The following is a 16,949-nucleotide window of genomic DNA, read 5'->3' as shown; positions in this document are numbered from 1 at the left end:
GCGCCCTCAAGGTCCAGATAGGTATAAGCCCATCCATGGGCTTTATCGAGGAGGCACTGATGCAAAACTGGCAAGTTACCTTCGTTGATGATCACGGCGTGCAGTCCGTGGAGCAGTTCAGCTGCGCGCAAAAGCCCAGCCTCGAAGTCGCCGCACAGATGATTCGCGCCAAATTACTGCCCATCCCCGCCAAACTGGACCTCAATGACCTGGACGGTCGCATCGCCGAACCGACGGTGAAAAGCCTGAAGGATCAGAACAGTATCCAGATCCTCGACATCTCTCCCGCCCCCTGAATATTCCCTGTACGTTGTTAAAGCGCTGCTGGTGGAGCTGATAGCTTCGCGCTACTCTGCAAGGGAGATCAGCGAATGAATCGCTAAGGTCTGGTCTTGTCAGCTACATGCTTGTTTTCCTGCGGCGATGTCATTGCCGTCTACCTGCGCTGTTCACGCGCAGGCCCTGGGAAGCACGGAAAGTCTATCCATCGGTTCAGGAGGACGTTTCATGAGCACAGCCTATCAAGAAGACATCAGCACCCACGTGTTACGCCGCATGAAAGAGGGCGGCTTTGACTTTTCACGTTTCCACCCCATCGAGTTCTACGCCATTTTCCCGGATGAGGAACGTGCGCGCCGGGCTGCGGGTCGGTTTCGTGGCGAGTCGATCAATGCCCAGGTCAGTGCGCGGGATGATGGCGCCTGGTTCCTGGAACTAAGCAAGGTCATGTTCGCCACCTATGACGGTATAGGTGATTTCGAGCAGGACTTTGAGGCGGTAGTCGAGCCCTTGGGCGGGATTATCGAAGGATGGGGCGTGAAGCACGAGGTTCGTGGGTTACCCATGTAGTCGCATGATCAATAAAGCAGCGTATCGGCTGACCCTTGGGTCGGCCGATTTTGTTTGTGGCGCGGCAAAGTACTTGGAACTTATTGCGAAAAATCCTCCACAAAAAAAAGGCCACCCGAGCAAGGTGGCCAAAAGGGAAGACCGGAAAGAAGGGGAACCGGTCGGTACTTGCACGAGCAAATTACCGGCGGTGCTGTGGGGATGCTGTAGGACGAATCCTGTTCAGCGAATGAGGGTGATTATCCGCAGGCTTTCCCGGGCAGTGAAATCAACTCTGACTATGCTGGTGATAGGCAATGCCTGCGTCGCTTTGAAGCGCGCGTGGCAACGCGTGGGCGTTAACTGCACCAGGACGGTGCGTAGCAGCCTTTTACTGTATCCAACTGATTGATACTTAAGTGTTTATGCCGCTGGCACGGGCCTTGCGACAGTCCGTTGCGTCCGGGTGACAAGGAGTTCGGCATGATCCGCACTTATTACGATGAAATGTACGATGAGGTCGGCCAGGTTCGACCTCACTATCGCGAGTTTGCCCGCTGGCTGGCTGAAACGCCGCCCGAACTGCTGGCCCAGCGCCGCCGTGAAGCCGATCTGCTGTTTCACCGCGCCGGTATCACCTTCACCCTGTACGGCGACGAACAGGGCACCGAGCGCCTGATTCCCTTCGATACCATCCCGCGCAGCATTCCCGCCAGCGAGTGGCGGGTGGTCGAACGTGGCTGTATTCAGCGGGTCAAGGCATTGAACCTGTTCCTCGCCGACCTGTATCACGACCAACGCATTATCAAGGCCGGGATTATTCCTGCCGAGCAAGTGTTGGCCAATGAGCAATACCAACTGGCGATGCAGGGCCTGGACCTGCACCGTGGTCTCTATTCCCACGTCTCTGGGGTCGATCTGGTACGGGATGGCGACGGCACGTACTACGTGCTGGAAGACAACCTGCGCACCCCCAGCGGTGTGAGCTACATGCTCGAAGACCGTAAGATGATGATGCGCCTGTTCCCTGAACTGTTCGCCGCCCAACGCATTGCGCCGATCGACCATTATCCCAACCTGCTGCTCGACACCCTGAAAAGTTCCAGCCCGCTGGACAACCCCAGTGTGGTGGTACTGACGCCAGGGCGGTTCAACAGTGCGTTTTTCGAACATGCGTTTCTTGCCCGGGAAATGGGCGTGGAACTGGTGGAGGGCGCCGACCTGTTCGTGCGTGACGACCGGGTATTCATGCGCACCACCGACGGGCCCAAGGCGGTGGACGTGATCTACCGGCGTCTCGACGATGCCTACCTCGACCCGTTGGCCTTCAACCCGGAGTCGATGCTCGGCGTGCCGGGCCTGCTGGCCGCCTATCGCTCGGGTAATGTGGTGCTGGCCAATGCCATTGGCACCGGGGTGGCGGATGACAAATCGGTGTATCCCTTCGTCACCGACATGATCCGCTTTTACCTGGATGAAGAACCCATTCTGAAGAACGTTCCGACGTTCCAGTGCCGCAAGCCTGACGAGCTGTCCCATGTACTGGCCAATTTGCCAGAGCTGGTGGTCAAGGAAACCCAGGGCTCCGGTGGCTACGGCATGCTGGTCGGGCCTGCCGCCACGGCCGCCGAGATCGAAGCCTTTCGCGCACGGATCAAGGCCAAGCCCCATGCCTACATTGCCCAGCCGACCCTGTGCCTGTCGACGTGCCCGACCTTTGTCGAAAACGGCATCGCACCGCGGCATATCGACCTGCGGCCGTTCGTCCTGTCGGGCAAGGAAACCCGCGTGGTGCCGGGCGGGCTGACCCGTGTCGCGCTGCGTGAAGGCTCGCTGGTGGTCAACTCGTCCCAGGGCGGCGGCACCAAAGACACCTGGGTGGTGGAGGATTGAAGCCATGTTGAGCAGAACTGCCTCGGATTTATATTGGATGTCGCGCTATCTGGAGCGCGCGGAAAACCTCGCGCGCATGCTGGATGTCAGCTATTCGCTGTCGCTGATGCCCCAGGATGGACGCGGCGATGGCCGGCATGAACTGGCCATGCCCCTGCTGATCACCGGCACCCTGGACGACTATCACGCGCGTCACGGCGAATTGCATGCCGAGCGTTTGTTGCACTTCTTTGCCCTGGACGCCGCCAATCCGGCGAGCATCTACAGTTGCCTGGGTGCCGCCCGCGCCAGTGCCCATGCCGTGCGTGGGCGAATCACCGCCGACATGTGGGAAAACATCAACGCCACCTGGCTGGATATTCGCGTCATCGCCCAGGAAGGCCTGAGCCGTTATGGCATGAGCCGTTTCTGCGAATGGGTCAAGGAGCGCTCCCACCTGTTTCGCGGCGCCACCTACGGCACCATCATGCGCAACGACGCTTTTCGCTTTATTCGCCTGGGCACCTTTATCGAACGGGCGGACAACACTTTGCGCCTGTTGGATGCCCGCTACGAGATGGCCGGTGACCAGGCCGAAGTGGTGATTGATGGCACCGCCCACGCCTACTACCAATGGAGTGCGCTATTGCGGGCCTTGTCGTCGTTCGAGGCCTACACCGAAATCTACCGTGATGCCCCCGGCGCTCGTCAGGTGGCCGAACTGTTGCTGCTGCGTGCCGATGTGCCGCGCTCTTTGCGCGCGTGCAGCGAAGAAATCGACCAGATCCTCGCCAGCCTGCCCGGCCTCAACGGCCGCCCGGCGCAGCGCCTGGCCGCCGAGATGGACGCGCGCCTGCGCTTTACCGCGATTGACGAAATCCTCGAGGAAGGCCTGCACGCCTGGCTGACCGACTTCATCCCCCTGGTGCGCCAGTTGGGTAACGCCATTCACCATTCCTACCTGGAGGCGGCATGAGACTTTCTATCAGCCACGAAACCACCTACCGCTATGAAGACCAGGTGCGCGCGAGCATCCAGTACCTGCGCCTGACCCCTCACGACAGCGAGCGTCAGCATGTGCTCAGTTGGCAGCTGGATCTGCCGCGTCCGGTACGGGCCCAGTTGGACCCGTTCGGCAATATCCTGCATGTGCTGACCCTGGATGAGCCCCATGAATCAATCATCATCGGCGCCCGGGGCCAGGTGGATATCGACGAGTGGCGCGAGGCCGAGCATGACAGCCAGTCGCCATTTCCTTTCCAGCGTTGCACGCGCCTGACCGAGCCGGACGAGGCCCTGCGCGCCTTTGCCGAGCAGCACTGCGGCAAGCGCCGGGATCGCACTGCCCTGATTGACCTGATGCACGCCCTCAACCAGCACATAGCCTATGTGCCGGGCGCCACCCAAGTGGAGACCAGCGCGGCCGAGGCGTTCGCCGGGCGGGCCGGGGTTTGTCAGGATCATGCCCATGCCTTCCTGGCCTGCGCGCGCAGCCTGGGGATCGCCACGCGTTATGTGTCGGGGTATTTGTACAGCGAGGACAGTGAACACCTGGCCAGCCACGCCTGGGCCGAAGCCTGGCTGGATGACGCTTGGTATAGCTTCGATGTGACCAACCAGTTGGCGCGCCCGGAGCGGCATTTGAAACTGGCAGTGGGCCTGGATTACCTCGATGCATGCCCGGTGCGCGGCATGCGCCGTGGCGGCGGGCACGAGCAGATGCATGCCAGGGTATTTGTGGCACCGAGCCCGGTGATTCTGGTGCAGCAGCAATAATCCCCGCCGCATCCTGCTGAAGCCGGCTAGCCGGCTCTATCAGTGCGCGTCGGTTTTGCGCGTGGCCATATGCTTCAAATACCCTACCAGCAACTCCAGGTCGGCATCCGGCAACACGCTGGCGGCAAACGCTGGCATTTTGGCTTGCGGCCAATGCCTCAGGCTCTGGGGATCACGGATATAACGCTTGAGGAAGTCGCCGCCGAAATACTCGGTCGGGCTGTAGGGCAGATTCAGATCCGGCCCTACCTGCGCGTCACCCGCGCCGTTCAGACGATGACAGGCCAGGCAGTTTTTCTGAAACAGGGCAAACCCCTGGTTGATCGGGTCATTCACCGCCAGCGCCGGGTCCGGCAGCAGCGCCGGGAAGCGTTCGGCAACGGTTCTCAGCTGTTTGATCGTCGAGATCTGAAATGGCCATTGTTCCGGGTTGATCCCGCTCGCCTGGGGCCGGGTCCATACCAGATAGAACGGCCCGGCACTGGGTTTGCCAGTGGCCAGTGGCGGCCAAGGATGAACCGGATCTTCCACCGCCAGCCACGCCTGGGCGCCGCTTTGCTGAAGCAGCGGTGCGGCGGCCAGTTCGGCGGCAAAACCATCCAGCGCCACCGCCTGCACATGGTTATGCGCCAGCAGGCCCGGTAAGAGTGCGGCCAGCGGCACCGCGCGATAGGTCATAGTGCGCTTGTAGGAAACGTCATCGACGATCTGCACGGTCTGCGCAGCCGGGTGCTTGAGCAGGTCTGCGGTTTGCCACGTGGTGCGGCTGTGATCCAGCTCGATGGTCAACGAGGCGGCGTTGGCGGGGTAGGCCAGGATCAGCAGCAACAGAACGATAAGGTGTTTCAAGGCAGGGCCCATCCGGCAATGGCGATAGGGTCTCAGGATACCGGACAACCACCACCAAACCGCAGGCAAAAAAGGCAGCCCCGGTTACGGGAACGCTCTAGGCGGTTTCCCGGACGGTGCTGCCAAAAGCTTGAGTATTCAGGTGTGATCGGCCCGCTCAACCAATGATCTTGGTCAGGTTGGGCAAAATCAGAATCAGTGTGGTGGCGAAGAGAATAAGCCCCGCCTGGCGAACTTTCGATTGTTTGAACATGGCTGACTGCCTTTTGTTGTTATTCCTGAGCCAAGCACCATCATTGACTACATTAAGCCGGCTAGATGGCATTTTTCTTACAGCTGCTCCAGCAAGACCCGGCAGCAGCGTCATACACTTCTTACTGATTCAACCTTAGAGCCCTTGTCGGGCTTGACTTAGAACGCTTTCGTATCAAGTTATATTGAAAGCCGTTTAAAAAAGCATGAGGCATATAGCCATCTCCGCCCCAGCCCCTTGGCTAGACAGCTAAAACGATTAACCCGGTGTTTCCGATAGTCTCCTACCGTTCGTCTGAGCGTGGTCGTCAAGGTCAATGAGCGCATCGGTCATTGAATCTGCCCTCGCGGCGCTTAAGGTAAGGGCACGGTCGGCTCTCCCCTTGAGAGCTCCATTGCACAGTGGTTCGAGGACGTCATGACCCAAGCTTTGATCTTTGATGCGATACGTACGCCCCGGGGCAAAGGCAAGGCTGATGGCGCCTTGCACAGCGTCAAGCCGGTGAACCTGCTGGCCGGCTTGCTCACCGCCCTGCAACAGCGCAACGACCTGGACACGCGCCAGGTGGATGACATTGTGCTCGGTTGCGTCACGCCGGTCGGGGATCAGGGTGCGGACATCGCCAAGACCGCCGCGCTGGTGGCCGACTGGGACGTCAGCGTCGCCGGTGTGCAGGTCAACCGCTTTTGTGCGTCGGGCCTGGAAGCGGTCAACCTCGGTGCGATGAAAGTACGGTCCGGCTTCGAGGACCTGGTGGTGGTGGGCGGTGTCGAGTCCATGTCCCGCGTGCCCATGGGCAGTGACGGCGGTGCCTGGGTGCTGGACCCGCAGACCAATATGCACAGCCACTTCACGCCCCAGGGGATTGGCGCCGACCTGATTGCCACCCTGGAAGGCTTCTCCCGCGAAGATGTCGATGCCTTCGCCTTACACTCCCAGCAGAAAGCAGCGCGGGCCAGGTCAGAGGGTTCCTTCAAGAAATCCCTGATCCCGGTGCAGGACCAGAACGGGATCGTGTTGCTCGATCACGACGAATTTATCCGTGGCGACTCAACGCTCGAGGGCCTGGGCAAGCTCAAGCCGAGCTTCGAAATGATGGGGCAGATGGGCTTTGATGCCACGGCGTTGCGGGTCTACAGCCATGTCGAGCGCATCCAGCATGTGCATACACCGGGTAACAGCTCCGGGATTGTCGATGGCGCGGCCTTGATGCTGATCGGCTCCGAGGCCCGTGGTCGTGAACTGGGGCTGCATGCGCGTGCGCGCATCGTTGCCACGGCGGTGACCAGCACCGACCCGACCATCATGCTTACCGGCCCCGCGCCCGCTACTCGCAAGGCCCTGGCCAAGGCCGGCCTGCGGGTCGAGGACATCGACTTGTTTGAGGTCAACGAAGCCTTTGCCTCGGTGGTGCTCAAGTTCATCAAGGACATGGGCATCGACGCTGCCCGGGTCAATGTCAATGGCGGCTCGATTGCCATGGGCCACCCGCTGGGGGCCACGGGGTGCGCGATCCTCGGCACCTTGCTCGACGAACTGGAGGCGCGCCAACAGCGCTACGGCCTGGCCACGCTCTGTGTGGGCGGCGGCATGGGTATCGCCACCATTATCGAACGCCTCTGAGCCTAAGGAATTTGTCATGACCGACGCCATTCGTTACGAAAAAGGCCAGGACCAGATCGTGGTGCTGACCCTCGACATGCCCGGCCAGAGTGCCAACACCATGAACGCGGCCTACCGCGAGGCCATGGCCGCCACCGTCGCGCGCCTGGACGCGGACAAGGACGCGATTGCCGGGGTCATTATTACCTCGGCGAAAAAAACCTTCTTTGCCGGCGGCGACCTCAATGAACTGATCAAAGTCGACAAGCCCCACGCCAAGGCGTTCTACGACATGGTCCTGGGCCTGAAGGCGCAACTGCGCAGCCTGGAAACCCTGGGCAAGCCGGTGGTGGCCGCGATCAACGGCGCGGCCCTCGGCGGTGGCTGGGAGTTATGCCTGGCGTGCCAGCACCGTGTGGCGCTGGATCACCCGGCCGTGCAGGTCGGCTTGCCGGAAGTCACCCTCGGCCTGCTGCCGGGCGGCGGCGGGGTGGTGCGCATGGTGCGCATGCTGGGCCTGGAGAAGGCTTTGCCGTACCTGCTGGAAGGCAAGAAGATCAGCGCGCAAAAGGCTCTGCAGGCCGGGTTGATCGACGAATTGGCGGCAGATCGCGACGAACTGCTGGCCAAGTCCCGGGCCTGGATCCTGGCCAATCCAACGGCCAGGCAGCCTTGGGATATCAAGGGTCATCAGATCCCCGGTGGCACACCGTCCAACCCCAAAGTCGCACAAATGCTCGCCATTGCGCCGTCGATCCTGCGCAGCAAAACCAATGGCTGCTTCCCCGCGCCGGAGAAAATCCTCTGTGCCGCGGTGGAAGGCGCCCAAGTGGACTTCGACACCGCACACCTGATCGAGACCCGCTATTTCACCGAACTCACCACCGGCCAGGTGGCGAAGAACATGATCGGCACCTTCTGGTTCCAGCTCAACGAAATCAACGCCGGTGGCTCACGCCCTGGGGGATTTGCGCCGTATGTCACACGCAAGGTCGGCATCCTCGGCGCCGGCATGATGGGTGCGGGGATTGCCTATACCAGCGCATCGGCGGGCGTGGAGGTGGTGCTCAAGGACGTCACGCTGGCAGCGGCAGAGAAGGGCAAGGCCCACTCGGCAGCGTTGCTGGACAAGAAGGTCAGCCGTGGGCAACTGACCCCTGAGCAGCGCGAAAGCACCCTGGCGCGGATCCATCCTACCGATAGCGATGCCGACCTGGCCGGTTGCGACCTGATCATCGAAGCCGTATTCGAAGACCGCGACCTCAAGGCCAAGGTCTCGGCCGCCGCCCAGCAGGTGGTAGGCGCTGACGCCGTGATCGCTTCCAACACGTCCACCTTGCCCATCAGCGGCCTGGCGAGCGCGGTGCCTGATCAAGGCAAGTTTATCGGCCTGCACTTCTTCAGCCCGGTGGAAAAAATGCCCCTGGTGGAAATCATCAAGGGCGCCAACACCAGCGACGAAACCCTGGCTCGTGGTTTTGATTTCGTACTGCAAATCAAGAAGACCCCGATTGTGGTGAATGACAGCCGCGGCTTCTTCACCTCACGGGTGTTCGGCACCTTCACCAATGAAGGCATTACCCTGCTCGGCGAAGGCGTGGCCGCGCCGATGATCGAGACCGAGGCGCGCAAGGCCGGGATGCCGATTGGCCCGCTGGCGATCTCTGACGAAGTTTCCCTCAGCCTGATGAGCCATATCCGCCAGCAGACAGCCAAGGATCTGCATGCCGAAGGCAAGGCCCTGCCCGAGCATCCGGCGTTTGCAGTGATTGACCTGCTGCTCAATGAGTACAAGCGCCCAGGCAAGGCGGCGGGCGGTGGTTTCTACGAGTACCCCAATGGTGGCCAGAAATACCTGTGGCCAGAACTCAAGGTGCGTTTTGAAAAGCCGGGCCAACAGATTTGCGCCCAGGACGTGCGCGACCGCCTGCTGTTTATCCAGGCCATCGAAACGGTACGGTGTGTGGAGGAGGGCGTGTTGATGTCCACTGCCGATGCCAATATCGGCTCGATCTTCGGCATCGGCTTTGCGGCCTGGACCGGCGGGGCGCTGCAGTTTATCAACCAGTATGGGCTGAACGACTTTGTGGCCCGGGCGCGTTACCTGGCCGAGCAGTATGGCGAGCGCTTCAGCCCGCCAGCGCTGTTGCTGGAAAAAGCCGCCCAGGGCACGACGTTCTAACCTCCCGACCGGGCATGGGTGGGGCTTGCCTTGAAAGGGTATTTCAAGGCAGGCTGGTGGGTGTGCGTTATTCCCATCACCGTGTCAGGTATTTTTTATGTCGCTACGCGTCTGCATTCTGGAAACCGATATCCTGCGTCCGGAACTGGTCGATCAATATCAAGGTTACGGGCAGATGTTCCAGCGCCTGTTTTCGCAGCAGCCGATTGCCGCCGAATTCGTCGTCTACAACGTCATGGAAGGTCACTATCCGGCGGACAGCGAAGTGTTCGACGCCTACCTGGTCACGGGCAGCAAGGCCGACTCCTTCGCTACCGACCCGTGGATCGAAACCCTCAAGGCCTACCTGTTGAACCGCTATGAGCGGGGCGACAAGCTGCTTGGCATCTGTTTCGGCCATCAACTGCTGGCGCTGCTGCTGGGCGGCAAGAGCGAGCGTGCGAGCCAGGGCTGGGGCGTGGGCACCCACAACTATCAATTGGCCGCCAAGGCACCGTGGATGAGCCCGGTGGTGGAAGAATTGACCCTGTTGATCAGCCATCAGGATCAGGTCACGGCATTGCCGGAAAACGCCACGGTGATCGCTTCCAGCGACTTTTGCCCGTTTGCTGCCTACCACATCAATGACCAGGTGCTGTGCTTCCAGGGCCACCCGGAATTTATCCACGACTACTCCCGGGCCTTGCTCGATATCCGCCAGCTCAACCTGGGCGAGCAGATCTATCAGCAAGGTGTCGCCAGCCTTGCACGCGACCACCACGGCGTGACCGTGGCGGAATGGATGATGCGTTTTGTGGCCCACAAGCCGCAGGTTGCCTGACTGTGAGCGGTCGGGGTGGGCAGGCTACAGCCACCCCGAGCGCTTGAAGCTGGCCCACAACCCCGTGCACCCCACCGCGATAAACCCCAGCACCGCAAAATAGCCGTAGTGCCATTGCAGCTCCGGCATATTCTGGAAGTTCATCCCGTAGATCCCGGCCACCGCTGTGGGGAAGGCGAGGATCGCCGCCCAGGCTGCAAACTTGCGCTGCACCACGCTCTGGCGCGAGGCTTCCAGAAGTACGCCGATCTCGATGGTCTGGCTGGCGATGTCGCGCAGGGTCGAAAGGTCTTCCATCTGCCGCGTGACGTGGATCTCCACATCGCGGAAGTACGGGCGCATGTTCTTGTCGATAAACGGGAAGTCCAGCTTCTGCAGTTCCTCGCTGATTTCCACCATCGGCGCCACATGCCGGCGCAGCCGCAGTACGTCGCGGCGCAGGCCATGCAGGTTCTGGATATCGCGCTCATTCAGGGAGTTGCACAACACGTTGTGCTCCAGCGCGTCGATCTCGGCATGAATCGCCTCGCTCACCGGCTGGTAGTTTTCGGTGACAAAATCCAGCAGCGCATAGAGTACGAAATCCTCCCCGTGCTCCAGCAACAGCGGCCGCGCCTCACAGCGCTGGCGCACATAGCCGTAGGACGCCGAGTGGCCGTTGCGCGCGGTGATGATATAGCCTTTGCCGGCGAAGATATGGGTCTCGATAAACTCCAGCTTGCCCTCATGGCGCACCGGCGAGTAGGTCACGATAAACAGTGCGTCGCCAAAGGTTTCCAGCTTGGGGCGGCTGTGTTTTTCCAGGGCGTCTTCGATGGCCAGTTCATGCAGGTTGAACTGGCGTTGCAGGTTGGCCAGCTCCTGGGCGTCGGGCTCTTCCAGGCCGATCCACACAAAGTGACCGGGCTTGGCTGCCCAGGCGGCGCCTTCATCGAGGGTGATATTCTGGATTTTTTTCCCGGCGCTATAGACGGCCGCCGCAACAACTCTACCCATAATGCTGATCGCTTCTTTGACAAGTGGCAGTAACCGGCCAGCTTAGCCTGAAACGCCACCTTGTAGGAGCCGGCTGGCCTTTAGGGTTGTTGCAGTGCTTGATCCATGGCTTCAATACACTCGGCCATCTGCCCCCGGCATTTCTCCATCAACTCGGGCATGTCATCCATCGTCAATCCTGCTGTAGGAATTGGCGCTAATGACCGGATCAAAATATCGCCACTGTTCCAGCGATTGAGCTTCATATGGGTCACATAGGTACTGACGCACACCGGCACAATCGGCACCCCGGCGGCAATCGCCATCTGGAACGCGCCCTTCTTGAACGGCAACAACGATTCGCCCAGGTTGCGCGTGCCTTCCGGAAACACCCAGATCGAAGTTTCTTCGTGTTGCAGGGTATGGGTGGTGGTCAACATCGAGCGCCGCGCCTTCTGCGCATTGCCCCGGTCAATCAGCACATTGCCCGCCAGCCAGAACAACTGCCCGAACAGCGGCACCCACTTCAGGCTCTTCTTACCGATGCATACGGTGCGATAGGGCACTACGTTGCCGAATACGAACAAATCATAGTTGGACTGGTGATTGGCAATAATCACGCAACTGTTCGGCTTGTCGCGCAGCGAATCCACTTGTGCCTTGACCTGCAGGCGTAGGATCCACATGGCGGGCAGGGCATACAGGCGTGCGCACAGGCGGCTGTTATCCGGGTTGAACGGCCGGCACACACCCAGCAATACTCCGAGCACACCGGCGATCAGAAAATGCAGGCCCATCAATAACATGCGTAAACAGTAAAGCATCGACACGGCCCATCGGGACAAAAGGTGGCGCAGTGTACGGACGTGCACTGTATTCGGCAATTACCCCAGTAGAGGTAGGAGATGGGCGATGTTTAAGGACATGTTTCAGCAGATGGAGACAGATGCCATCTAGAGCGGCTGCAAGGCGATTAACACTAGGCCGTAAGAAGAATCCCTGTGGCGAGCGGGCTTGCCCGCGTAGGGCTGCGAAGCAGCCCAAAACTTGCCTGTAGGATCTGACCGGATAATTGCGGTGGCTTTAAAGGGGCTGCTCTGCAGCCCTACGCGGGCAAGCCCGGTCGCCACGGGCTTTGATTGAGGCCGGTGTGGGTGATTAGCCCAAATGTTCCTGGTCCTGGATGATCGCGTTATCCAGCAACTCCAGCAGGGCCTTCCGCACCTTCAGCTTGGTGTGCTTGTGGGCATTCATATTGATCTTCTTCAACTGCCGCGCCGCTTCCAGGGCCGCGGCTTGCAGCTCTTCGGGTGCCACCACCTTATCGAGGAAACCGGCGCTCAGGGCGTCCTGCGGGGTGAACATCTCGGCATTGATCACCGAACGATGAAACGCCGACTTGCGCAAGCGATCCCGCGCCAGTTCAATCCCGGCATGGTGCATGGTCATGCCGATCATCACTTCATTCAGGCCAATGCTAAAGGGCCCCTCGACACCAATCCGGTAATCGGCCGACAACAACAGGAACGCCCCCTTGGCCACTGCATGCCCAGGGCACGCCACAATCACCGGGAACGGGTGCGACAACAGCCGGCGCGCCAGGGTCGAACCCGACGTCACCAGGCTGACCGCCTCTTTAGGGCCAGCCGTCATCACTTTCAAATCATAACCACCCGACAGAATCCCCGGCGTACCGGTGATAATCACCACCGCACGATCCTTCTCGGCCTGGTCCAGCGCTTCATTAAACGCACTGACCACGGCAGGGGAAATGGCATTGACCTTACCGTTGCTCAAGGTCAGGGTCGCGATACCGTCTTCGAGGTGGTAGGCAATCAACTCACTCATGACGCGATTCCTTGTAATACGTTTAATAGAAGGGCAGGCCGCAGACGTTACCCAGCATGACCGCCCCGGTAAAGCGCCATGACTGACTGGCCAGTCAGACTTTCCCCAACCACCTGGCCTGCAGCAGCCTACGACAGCGCTCGCCAGCCCCTGCGCACGCCTGCCGACAAGCCTTGAAAATGGCACAATCGCCACCCTTCACCCCGCGCCGCAGAGAAGGGAGCCGAGATAACCGTCTAAGCGCATGAAAATTCTGAAAAAAACCTTTGCCATCGGAAAAGCTTTCGACTACATTAGCGCGCCTCGACAGACTGAATCAGTTTGACGAGATACGGTGAAGTGTCCGAGTGGCTTAAGGAGCACGCCTGGAAAGTGTGTATACAGGAAACTGTATCGAGAGTTCGAATCTCTCCTTCACCGCCACATTAAGTAAACACAAACCCCCGGTTTTCCTAGAGAAAGTCGGGGGTTTGTGGTTTTTGGCATCCCAAAAATGGCTCCATGGGACCGCCGTGGGCCTGGCGCTCTATTTGGTGCGAAAATGTTAGGCTTGCTGCTCCTGCTTGAGTGATCATTGGACTGCCGTTTCGGCTCAGCTCCTGGTGATCTGCGGTCAACGAATCTATGTCTTATGTGGGGGGGCAGACCTTCCTAGTCCACTGCTTAGTCGCAAGCCATCACGCGCGTTTAATCCCATCAACATTAGATTGGCTGCACCAGCAATCAGCTCTATTACCTGCACCGTGTAAAAACGCGCGTCAAAGGTTCCCGCTGATGCCCATATATTGAGTGCAAGCGCGCATGGCACAAGTACTAATAAGCCGTTAGCGGCAATGAACGGCATTCGCTTCTTCTTCGCATCCACTATGCGCCCCCGCCGTACTCGGCTGAGAAACGTTCCACTTGCCCCAGCCAGAATCATCGCGGGGATAAGTACCCATAGCCCAGGGCTCACTATTAAATGCTTGATCTGAGCTACTGAACTTTTGGTTCCCATTGTTTCGGAAAGAAGGGTTGATAAAAAGAATGTGGCAATGCACAGCAAAGCCAATAGGCTGGCTGTCACGTGGAGTCTTTTGAGCATTGATCAAATACCTGAGTTTTTAGGCGTTATTTCAAGCCGTGCAAATGTTCGGCACCGCTATTTTGGTGAATAGATGTGGCATGCCCGATGCACTTGAGGGGTATCGCCTTAGAGCGTTGGTGAAGTCCGGATGACTGAAGGCTTCCCGGAACCGCTCGACCGATTCCCATATGGCGTAATTCATGAACATATTGCTTCCACCGATGGCCTGATGGAGCTGAGTCGAAATGAAGCCGGCGCGCTGCTTCATCCAATTTGCATCTAGCTCCCATGCACGGAGGAGGTCAGATATGTCGTTTTCATCGACAGTAAAGAGGTTGACCAGTACCACGGGGGACTCGGTGCACCGGAGCTGTTTACTGATAGGTACAACTGGATCAAGCGGGCGAATAGAAAGCATGACGATCTCCAACATGTAAACATGATGACAGTTTGGTGCTATGAGCTTAAAAGCTAGCTCAATTGACATCATGGTGTCAATGTGGAAGAGTTTTCACCATGAATAAGCCCAATTACACTCCCGCTGGACGCGCCATGACCGATTTGGTCCTTGAGATCTTTCGAGCAAGTGCGCGAATGATCACCGCAGGTGATCGACTCGTTGCTGATATAGGTCTCACAAGTGCTCGTTGGCAGCTTCTTGGAACGATCATCAATGCTGATCGTCCGCAACCCGTGTCATGGATCGCCCGAGATATGGGGGCCAATCGTCAAAACGTACAGCGAATCGTCAATGATCTCGTGAAGGATGGCTTGTTGGAGTTTCAGCCGAATCCTCACCATCTCAGGGCACAGCTTGTTGTGCTTACAGACGCTGGAAAAGAGGCGTTCAATCGCGCAATGAGTCTTCAAACTCCATGGATTAACGAGCTTGCTAAGGGGATGGACGTGGCTGAAATTCAGACGACTCATCAGGTTTTGAGCCAGCTTCGCAGCCGTCTTGAGGCTGACTAAAAGAGTTAGCGCCTCGCTACCAATAACGCCGCTTATGTAAAAAAGGCCCCCATACCTCAGCCAGGTCTGGGGGCCTTTTTGTGTGGGCATGGAAACCAGGCCCCGTAGGACTGGTATATCAGTCCCTTCGCCAAAGTTATTGGTGTCGCTGATGCGCCTGCCGGGGCCGGGATCTGCGACGACTTCCGGCCCCGCTTTACCGTGGATGTGCAGTTGTGGGCGAAGACGACGAACGGGTAGTTTCGAATTTCTTCTTCACCGCCACATTCTGAAACCACAACCCCCCAGTTTTCCTAGAGAAAGCCGGGGGCTTGTGATTTCTGCTGCATGGAAAACAGCAATATGGGAATAATGTGGAAACACGCAGAGCCCCTGCGTGTACTCGCTCCCCTCAAGGAAGATCCCATTGAAAGCAGCCCTAGTCGCTCTGCTCCTCACCTGTGCCGCCACCACCGCCCTTGCCACTAACAACCCTGTCGGCTTCCAAACCTCGACCCTGGCAGACCCAAACAAAGAACGCCCGCTGGAGATGGTGGTCTGGTACCCCAGCTCCACCACTGCCACGCCAAAGGTGATTGACGACAACCCGGTGTTTTTCAGTGCCCTGGCTGTGCGTGATGCGCCTGCGGCGGTGGGTGAGTACCCGTTGGTGGTGCTTTCCCATGGTTTCGGCGGCAGTTGGGGCAACCAGGTGTGGTTGGCCAGTGCGATGGCCCAGCGGGGGTTTATCGTGGCGGCGGTCAATCATCCTGGCACTACCAGTAAGGACCGCAGTGCTCAAGCCGCCGCGCAGTTATGGCAGCGGCCGGTGGATATTCGTCGCGCTATCGACGCGGTGCTGGCGCAGCCAAAGCAATTTGGCAAGGTACAGCCCGATCGAATTGCGGTGGTGGGTCATTCGCTGGGCGGTTGGACGGCGCTGGAAGTCGCCGGTGCCCGTTTCGACCCCGAGCGTTTTGCCCAGGACTGCAAGGTTCACCTGCAGTTGGCCCCTTGCGCGGTCTACCAGCAGATGAACCCAGTGCAGGCGCCGTTGGCAGCGGATTTGAGTGACAAGCGGGTCACTGCAATTGTTTCACTGGACCTGGGTCTGTCCCGTGGCTTTACCGATCAAAGCCTGGCGGCGTTGCCGGTGCCGACGTTGGTGATTGCTGCGGGCGTGCCCTCAACGGAGCTTCCCGCCGAGTTGGAATCCGCTGACTTGGCCAAACGCCTGCCAGCGGCAGCGACGCGCTATGTCGAAATCAGCGACGCCACTCACTTCAGCTTTATGGCCGTGTGCAAGCCGGGTGGAGAGGCGTTGATTGAAAAAAGCTCACCAGGCGACGGCATGATCTGCCGCGATGGCGAAGGTGCCCGCCCGCGTGAGGTGATTCAGCAGCAGGTCACTTCATTGATTGTTGAGTTTCTGGCGCAGCCAAAAGGCTAGGCCAACACGTTCAGTTCCCCGCCCGTGGCCCTCGCCTGATCAGGCGTGCGTACACCGCAATATTAATCAGCAAGACCAGGGCGCCCAGGCCCAGTTGGATCTGTGGCGTCAGCCCCGCAGGGTAGATCAGGGCAATGATGTAGTGCTCGATAAACCCTGCGCCATAACCCTCTTGCCCGGCGAGGTGGCGCAGCAGGTTTTCCCAGCGGGTCAGGGGGCAGGGCAGGTGGAAGACTTCTACGGCAACGCCCCAGGCCGCAGCGGGCAGGTGCAGCCACATGACCGGTCGCCACTTGAGGGCAAGCAGGCCGCCGAACAATACGAACAGGATGAAGCCAAGGTGAAACAACACCAGGGAGTCGGCAGCGAGTCGCAAGAGCATAGAAGGGGTCGCGTCAGGTGAGGCTGCCAAGTGTGCTGGATAGAGCCGCTTGAAACCAGAGGCGGGCGGTTGCGGTTGCTTGTAGGCCCGAGGCC

The 16,949-nt window shown here is 59.3% G+C and carries 18 protein-coding genes and 1 tRNA gene; 12 read left to right on the top strand and 7 right to left on the bottom strand.

The window, feature by feature from the left end; translation table 11 throughout:
• Positions 1 to 59 precede the first annotated feature (59 nt).
• From HU773_RS20295 to HU773_RS20270, 6 genes are all read left to right on the top strand, one after another.
• On the top strand, positions 60 to 296 hold the full coding sequence (locus HU773_RS20295) for a hypothetical protein (RefSeq protein ID WP_225923814.1): 237 nt from the start codon (positions 60 to 62) through the stop codon (positions 294 to 296).
• A 211-nt stretch (positions 297 to 507) separates the two neighbouring features.
• Positions 508 to 849, top strand: coding sequence for a ribonuclease E inhibitor RraB (locus HU773_RS20290; RefSeq protein ID WP_029299641.1), 342 nt, complete (start codon positions 508 to 510; stop codon positions 847 to 849).
• 4 nt (positions 850 to 853) lie between these two features.
• The gene (locus HU773_RS20285; protein ID WP_186625663.1) at positions 854 to 1,240 is read left to right on the top strand and encodes a hypothetical protein; all 387 of its coding nucleotides are present in this window, start codon (positions 854 to 856) and stop codon (positions 1,238 to 1,240) included.
• Positions 1,241 to 1,311: 71 nt separating this feature from the next.
• Complete coding sequence (locus HU773_RS20280) at positions 1,312 to 2,721, top strand: circularly permuted type 2 ATP-grasp protein (RefSeq protein ID WP_186625665.1); 1,410 nt, start codon at positions 1,312 to 1,314, stop codon at positions 2,719 to 2,721.
• Positions 2,722 to 2,725: 4 nt separating this feature from the next.
• Positions 2,726 to 3,676 (top strand): alpha-E domain-containing protein, encoded by a 951-nt coding sequence (locus HU773_RS20275; protein ID WP_186625667.1) that lies wholly within the window; start codon positions 2,726 to 2,728, stop codon positions 3,674 to 3,676.
• Positions 3,673 to 4,476 (top strand): transglutaminase family protein, encoded by an 804-nt coding sequence (locus HU773_RS20270; protein ID WP_057960372.1) that lies wholly within the window; start codon positions 3,673 to 3,675, stop codon positions 4,474 to 4,476. Before HU773_RS20275 ends, HU773_RS20270 begins: the two co-directional genes overlap by 4 nt.
• Before the next feature lie 39 nt (positions 4,477 to 4,515).
• On the opposite strand, the gene HU773_RS20265 is transcribed toward HU773_RS20270, so the two are convergent.
• A complete protein-coding gene (locus tag HU773_RS20265; RefSeq protein ID WP_370694589.1) occupies positions 4,516 to 5,337 on the bottom strand; it encodes a c-type cytochrome in 822 nt (273 codons plus the stop codon).
• A 145-nt stretch (positions 5,338 to 5,482) separates the two neighbouring features.
• Positions 5,483 to 5,692 (bottom strand): hypothetical protein, encoded by a 210-nt coding sequence (locus tag HU773_RS20260; protein WP_128592835.1) that lies wholly within the window; start codon positions 5,690 to 5,692, stop codon positions 5,483 to 5,485.
• Positions 5,693 to 5,995: 303 nt separating this feature from the next.
• On the opposite strand from HU773_RS20260, the gene HU773_RS20255 reads away from it, so the two are divergent.
• The 3 genes from HU773_RS20255 to HU773_RS20245 all read left to right on the top strand — a co-directional run bounded on the left by HU773_RS20255 (position 5,996) and on the right by HU773_RS20245 (position 10,182).
• The gene (locus HU773_RS20255; RefSeq protein WP_057960371.1) at positions 5,996 to 7,201 is read left to right on the top strand and encodes an acetyl-CoA C-acetyltransferase; all 1,206 of its coding nucleotides are present in this window, start codon (positions 5,996 to 5,998) and stop codon (positions 7,199 to 7,201) included.
• A 16-nt stretch (positions 7,202 to 7,217) separates the two neighbouring features.
• The gene (locus tag HU773_RS20250; RefSeq protein WP_057960370.1) at positions 7,218 to 9,362 is read left to right on the top strand and encodes a 3-hydroxyacyl-CoA dehydrogenase NAD-binding domain-containing protein; all 2,145 of its coding nucleotides are present in this window, start codon (positions 7,218 to 7,220) and stop codon (positions 9,360 to 9,362) included.
• A gap of 97 nt (positions 9,363 to 9,459) precedes the next feature.
• Positions 9,460 to 10,182, top strand: coding sequence for an amidotransferase (locus HU773_RS20245; protein WP_057439578.1), 723 nt, complete (start codon positions 9,460 to 9,462; stop codon positions 10,180 to 10,182).
• A 24-nt stretch (positions 10,183 to 10,206) separates the two neighbouring features.
• Here the strand turns inward: HU773_RS20245 and HU773_RS20240 are convergent, their stop codons facing one another.
• From HU773_RS20240 to HU773_RS20230, 3 genes are all read right to left on the bottom strand, one after another.
• On the bottom strand, positions 10,207 to 11,178 hold the full coding sequence (locus HU773_RS20240) for a magnesium and cobalt transport protein CorA (protein ID WP_057960369.1): 972 nt from the start codon (positions 11,176 to 11,178) through the stop codon (positions 10,207 to 10,209).
• Positions 11,179 to 11,258: 80 nt separating this feature from the next.
• Entirely contained in the window at positions 11,259 to 11,981 is a 723-nt protein-coding gene (locus tag HU773_RS20235; protein ID WP_115128734.1) for a 1-acylglycerol-3-phosphate O-acyltransferase, read from the bottom strand.
• 334 nt (positions 11,982 to 12,315) lie between these two features.
• Positions 12,316 to 13,005, bottom strand: coding sequence for a crotonase/enoyl-CoA hydratase family protein (locus tag HU773_RS20230; RefSeq protein WP_057960362.1), 690 nt, complete (start codon positions 13,003 to 13,005; stop codon positions 12,316 to 12,318).
• Between the two features lie 333 nt (positions 13,006 to 13,338).
• Between HU773_RS20230 and HU773_RS20225 the strand changes: the two genes are divergently transcribed.
• Positions 13,339 to 13,428, top strand: a tRNA-Ser gene (locus tag HU773_RS20225).
• 692 nt (positions 13,429 to 14,120) lie between these two features.
• Here the strand turns inward: HU773_RS20225 and HU773_RS20220 are convergent.
• Positions 14,121 to 14,489, bottom strand: coding sequence for an antibiotic biosynthesis monooxygenase family protein (locus HU773_RS20220; RefSeq protein WP_169989627.1), 369 nt, complete (start codon positions 14,487 to 14,489; stop codon positions 14,121 to 14,123).
• 98 nt (positions 14,490 to 14,587) lie between these two features.
• On the opposite strand from HU773_RS20220, the gene HU773_RS20215 reads away from it, so the two are divergent.
• Positions 14,588 to 15,043: a MarR family winged helix-turn-helix transcriptional regulator gene (locus tag HU773_RS20215; protein ID WP_169989628.1), complete on the top strand. Its 456-nt coding sequence runs from the start codon at positions 14,588 to 14,590 to the stop codon at positions 15,041 to 15,043.
• Positions 15,044 to 15,449: 406 nt separating this feature from the next.
• A complete protein-coding gene (locus HU773_RS20210; RefSeq protein ID WP_186625669.1) occupies positions 15,450 to 16,472 on the top strand; it encodes an alpha/beta hydrolase family protein in 1,023 nt (340 codons plus the stop codon).
• A gap of 10 nt (positions 16,473 to 16,482) precedes the next feature.
• Here the strand turns inward: HU773_RS20210 and HU773_RS20205 are convergent, their stop codons facing one another.
• Complete coding sequence (locus HU773_RS20205) at positions 16,483 to 16,854, bottom strand: DUF2784 domain-containing protein (RefSeq protein ID WP_057439546.1); 372 nt, start codon at positions 16,852 to 16,854, stop codon at positions 16,483 to 16,485.
• Positions 16,855 to 16,949 lie beyond the last annotated feature (95 nt).

The sequence above is a fragment of the Pseudomonas shahriarae genome (genome assembly GCF_014268455.2).
In the GTDB taxonomy this organism is placed as follows: domain Bacteria; phylum Pseudomonadota; class Gammaproteobacteria; order Pseudomonadales; family Pseudomonadaceae; genus Aquipseudomonas; species Aquipseudomonas shahriarae.
The sequence above is the reverse complement of the archived record's forward strand: the minus strand, read 5'-3'. Positions and strand labels throughout refer to the sequence as shown.

Coding starts and splice junctions, on each gene's coding strand:
- HU773_RS20205 (WP_057439546.1), bottom strand. CDS start 16,854: ATGCTCTTGCGACTCGCTGCCGACTCCCTGGTGTTGTTTCACCTTGGC.
- HU773_RS20280 (WP_186625665.1), top strand. CDS start 1,312: ATGATCCGCACTTATTACGATGAAATGTACGATGAGGTCGGCCAGGTT.
- HU773_RS20290 (WP_029299641.1), top strand. CDS start 508: ATGAGCACAGCCTATCAAGAAGACATCAGCACCCACGTGTTACGCCGC.
- HU773_RS20220 (WP_169989627.1), bottom strand. CDS start 14,489: ATGCTTTCTATTCGCCCGCTTGATCCAGTTGTACCTATCAGTAAACAG.
- HU773_RS20245 (WP_057439578.1), top strand. CDS start 9,460: ATGTCGCTACGCGTCTGCATTCTGGAAACCGATATCCTGCGTCCGGAA.
- HU773_RS20285 (WP_186625663.1), top strand. CDS start 854: ATGATCAATAAAGCAGCGTATCGGCTGACCCTTGGGTCGGCCGATTTT.
- HU773_RS20230 (WP_057960362.1), bottom strand. CDS start 13,005: ATGAGTGAGTTGATTGCCTACCACCTCGAAGACGGTATCGCGACCCTG.
- HU773_RS20250 (WP_057960370.1), top strand. CDS start 7,218: ATGACCGACGCCATTCGTTACGAAAAAGGCCAGGACCAGATCGTGGTG.
- HU773_RS20275 (WP_186625667.1), top strand. CDS start 2,726: ATGTTGAGCAGAACTGCCTCGGATTTATATTGGATGTCGCGCTATCTG.
- HU773_RS20215 (WP_169989628.1), top strand. CDS start 14,588: ATGAATAAGCCCAATTACACTCCCGCTGGACGCGCCATGACCGATTTG.
- HU773_RS20235 (WP_115128734.1), bottom strand. CDS start 11,981: ATGCTTTACTGTTTACGCATGTTATTGATGGGCCTGCATTTTCTGATC.
- HU773_RS20270 (WP_057960372.1), top strand. CDS start 3,673: ATGAGACTTTCTATCAGCCACGAAACCACCTACCGCTATGAAGACCAG.
- HU773_RS20295 (WP_225923814.1), top strand. CDS start 60: ATGCAAAACTGGCAAGTTACCTTCGTTGATGATCACGGCGTGCAGTCC.
- HU773_RS20260 (WP_128592835.1), bottom strand. CDS start 5,692: ATGACGCTGCTGCCGGGTCTTGCTGGAGCAGCTGTAAGAAAAATGCCA.
- HU773_RS20265 (WP_370694589.1), bottom strand. CDS start 5,337: ATGGGCCCTGCCTTGAAACACCTTATCGTTCTGTTGCTGCTGATCCTG.
- HU773_RS20255 (WP_057960371.1), top strand. CDS start 5,996: ATGACCCAAGCTTTGATCTTTGATGCGATACGTACGCCCCGGGGCAAA.
- HU773_RS20240 (WP_057960369.1), bottom strand. CDS start 11,178: ATGGGTAGAGTTGTTGCGGCGGCCGTCTATAGCGCCGGGAAAAAAATC.